The sequence below is a fragment of the Kitasatospora sp. NPDC001660 genome (assembly GCF_053596725.1).
The window spans coordinates 1-3585 of sequence record NZ_JBSFGU010000122.1 but is presented as its reverse complement, the minus strand read 5'-3'; the positions used below and the strand labels follow the sequence as shown (position 1 = coordinate 3585).

At 73.6% G+C, this 3585-nt stretch carries 2 protein-coding genes and 1 pseudogene; all 3 read left to right on the top strand.

Features of this window, described 5'->3' with window-relative positions:
- The first annotated feature begins 937 nt into the window (after positions 1-937).
- Positions 938-2116 (top strand): hypothetical protein, encoded by a 1179-nt coding sequence (locus ACWCXH_RS39730; RefSeq protein WP_449806388.1) that lies wholly within the window; start codon positions 938-940, stop codon positions 2114-2116.
- Between the two features lie 276 nt (positions 2117-2392).
- On the top strand, positions 2393-3067 hold the full coding sequence (locus tag ACWCXH_RS39725; RefSeq protein ID WP_449806387.1) for a hypothetical protein: 675 nt from the start codon (positions 2393-2395) through the stop codon (positions 3065-3067).
- 242 nt (positions 3068-3309) lie between these two features.
- Positions 3310-3585: pseudogene (locus ACWCXH_RS39720) on the top strand (hypothetical protein); the annotation flags it as partial.

Genomic DNA, 3585 nt, shown 5'->3' with positions numbered 1-3585 from the left:
AGCGCGACCCGTTCCCCGTCGGTCAACTCGGGCCGGTGTTCGCTCTGGACGCTGCCCAGCAGCACGTAGGCGTCCAGGGTGTAGCGCAGCTCCTCGGTCAGCTCGCCGTCGCTGCCAGGGATGATCTCGCGGCGCAGCACCTGCTCGACGGCCTCGGCGTACCGCCCCAGGACCTGCCGGTTTTCGGCGTGCTGCTGCGGGCGGCGAGAAAGCGGATCCAGTCGGCGGCGCGCTGGCCGGTGACCGAGGCCTGAGCGAGGGCGTCCCGCTCGGCTGCGCCCAGCGCGTCCGCCAGGTCGGGCCCCTGGCGAAACGTGCAGGGGTCCGCGTCGAGCGAGGAGGGCAGCGGCAGCCAGGGCCGCGCGGAAGGCGGAGTCGTCGTCATACCGGTGCAACCGCCGCCGGGCCCGGCCGGTCACGGGCAGCAGCAGGTGCAGCAAGGCGGCTCTTGCTGCACCCGGGCGTGCTGCTGCTCTCCGTGTAGCAAGGCGACCCTTGCTACACGCTGCTGCTGCGACTGCGACGGCCCGCGCAGCCAACGCGCTGCGACTGCGACCGGCCGCGCAACCGCTGGCTGCCTCGGACTGTGACGCTGTGACCCGCGGTGCAGCCGGCTGCGCAAGGCCGGTGAGTTTGATGCGCAGAGGATGCGACGGAAACTCCCCACCGCAGGTAGGAGGCGGTGCGACCGGGGTCGCAGGCACGGCCGCCGCCGCAGGCCTCGGACACGGCTTGTCGGTTCTGCCGCCGACGCCGCCGACGCCGCCGACGCCGCCGGCGATGCTGGCTGCGCAGCGACGACCGGGCCCGCTGCGCATGCGCAAGGGCGGTTGCAGCGCTGCGCAGCCGGTGATGTGCTGCTGCGACGGGCCGCTGCGGGGCGCGGGGTTTCACCCCGGGGTAAAACCCCAGCTCAGTGCGGGGATAGCATCCCGGCATGAGTTTCTCCCCGGGGCAAAAGGCGATGGCCGAGCCGATGCTGTTCGGCGCGCCGACCTGCACGGTGTGCGGCAAGGAGATGGAGCCGAGCGGGACGGGCCGCCCGCGGAAGTACTGCTCGAAGGCCTGCTCGTCGAAAGCGGACCGCGCCCGGGAGAAGGAGAAGCAGGAACTGGCGCGCACCGCGGCCGCCGAAAACCCCCGGGGCGAAACTCCGTCGCCCGCCGACCTCACCGCTGACGGCCAGGGCGCCGAGCTGCTGGAGCTCGGCGAGGCGCTGCGCCGGCACGACGAGCGCTTTCTCCTCCAGCTGGAGCGCGCGGAGCGCGACGGCGACGGCGCCCTTGCCCGCCAGGCCCTGGTCGACCTCCTGCGCGCCGTCGACGGCCTGGCCGTGCGCCACCGCGAGCTCGCCGAGCGGATGCTCGACGCCCACCCCACTCAGGCCGCCAGCCCCGACCAGGCCGCCCCGGAGCCCCTCGTTTCGCCCCGGGGCGAAACAGCGGCCTTGTTCGGCGGCTCCCCGGTCACGGCCGAGCCGGTGTCGGTGGCCGCGCCCGTACCGGCTCCGGCGACCGGCGGCCCCGCCCTCGAGGACCGGCCCGCGCCCGTTGCTCCCCGCGGCGAAACTCCCCCGCCGACCGGCCCTGCCTTGGACCGGCCGCAGGCCGTTCCGGTGCCGGTTCCTCCCCGGGGGGAAACAGCGCCTTCTGCGCGGCCCGCCGTCACGGCGCCCGTTGCGCCCCGGGGCGAAACCCCGTCCGGAGGTGAGCGGCTGCGCGAACTCGTCGACCAGCGCCTCGCCCAGCAGCAGACCGCGCCCCGGCCCGCGGCCGCGTCCGCACCGCAGCAACCGCCTGTCGAGGTCCCCGTCCCGGCCGACCCGATGCACCGCCGCCTGCCCCCGAGTGACGTGCGCGTCGCTCTCGATGCGGGACGGTTCGGCGACTGGTGGGCGCTGGCCGGCTGGACGGTCAACCCCGACGTCTACCTCGTGACGGGTGAGGGCCATCAGGTTGGCTGGGTCGAGCGCGGCCTGGCCGGCATCGGCGACCGGTGGGTGGCGGTGTACGAGGGCTACTTCATCGGCGACATCAACACCCAGGAAGCGATGCTCCACGACACCCCCGAGCAGGCCGCCTTCACCGTCCACACCGCGTACCTGCAGAACCTCTGACCGGCCGCCGGTTTGCCGCCGAACCGGGCATCAAGGTGCGCCCGGATACCTTGACAGCCTCTGGACCGTTGCGGCGGAAACCTTGATGCCCGCCACGCCGCGTGGCGCCGCCCCGGCGGTCCTGCGCCGGGCGGCCCACGGTGCCGGCACCGGCCCGCCCGACCGCCCTCGGACGGGCGGTGCCAGCCACCTGCCGGGTCCGGCCGCTCATCCCACAGGGCGCAGGAGCCGATCACGTAGACGACCGACGTGAACCCCGGACCTGAGGGAGTCCTGTTGACGACCACTGTCGTTCCGCCCCGGCGGCGAGCGCCGCGCAGTGAGGCACCGGAGCCGGCCGCCGTTGGCCGCCTGCCGTTGATCGAGGCGCGCATGCTCGCCTGGCTGGCGTGCCAGGCCGCTGCCGCGCGGCAGGTGACCGTACGGCAACTCGCCGAACTCCAGGGCCCTGCGGGCCGACCGATCGGCGTGAAGGAAGCGGTACAGATCGCGGGCGATCTGATGGACGCGGGCCTGGTCGTCGTGCCCGGGCTGAGGGGTGCGGGGCTCGACCAGCAACTGCCCGTCTACACCGCCGGCTACCGGCGCCCGGAGACGAAGGTGGTCGAGAAACGGGTGGAGATCGTCTCGACCGGGCGGGGCACGCTGCGGATCGTCGGCACCATCGGAGCGCTCAGGATTCCGGCAGAGCTCCCGGCCGAGCTGCGCGAGCGGCTTCTCGCGCTCGGCGACGAGTTCCGGCGGGTCGTCACCACGGGCCCGGGCGACCTGCCGGAGGTGATCGACCGGCACCAGCGCAAGGCCGACGCCCTGCGCGAGTGGGAGCGGCACCCGCTCGGCAACGAGCGCGTGCGCGTTGAGGCTGATCGTGCCCAGCGGGCCGCTGATGCCTCCCGCCAGCAGTACGCCAACCAGCAATCCCGGCAGAAGAAGAGCCCGAAGACCAGTTGAAAGGCGGGCCCGCCGCCGGACCCACGCACCGTGATCCCGGTCACGGACAAACCAGGAGGACAAGGCCCTTGACCAGGGCAAATCGGGCAGGACAAGAGGGCTGGTCAAGGGTCAGGACAAGGCGCTGGGCAAGACGTTGGTCAAGGGGTCGTGTGGATCGTCGAGTGCACCCGGGCGAGCGCCCGGGTGCCGGGGCCGGCCACCGTGCCGGTCCGGGCCCGTCCTGATGGAAGGCCGATCCGATGCCCACCACCGCTCTCGCCCTGCCCGACCCGGACGACGGCGACCAGAACGCCGATCACCTGCCCGACAGTGCGGCGCAGGTCTCGCCCGGCCGGGACAACCGGCCCACCACCGCCTCCACCGGCACCTCCGCCGCCACCTCCACGCCCCTTGCGGCGACCCGGCCCGTTTCGGCAGGTCAGCGGCCCAGGTCAAGGGGGCGTGGGCGTGGCGACAACCCTTCTTCCCCCACTGCTGAGGTGCGGTGGAAGCGGGGTTCGACACAGCCGGTCAGG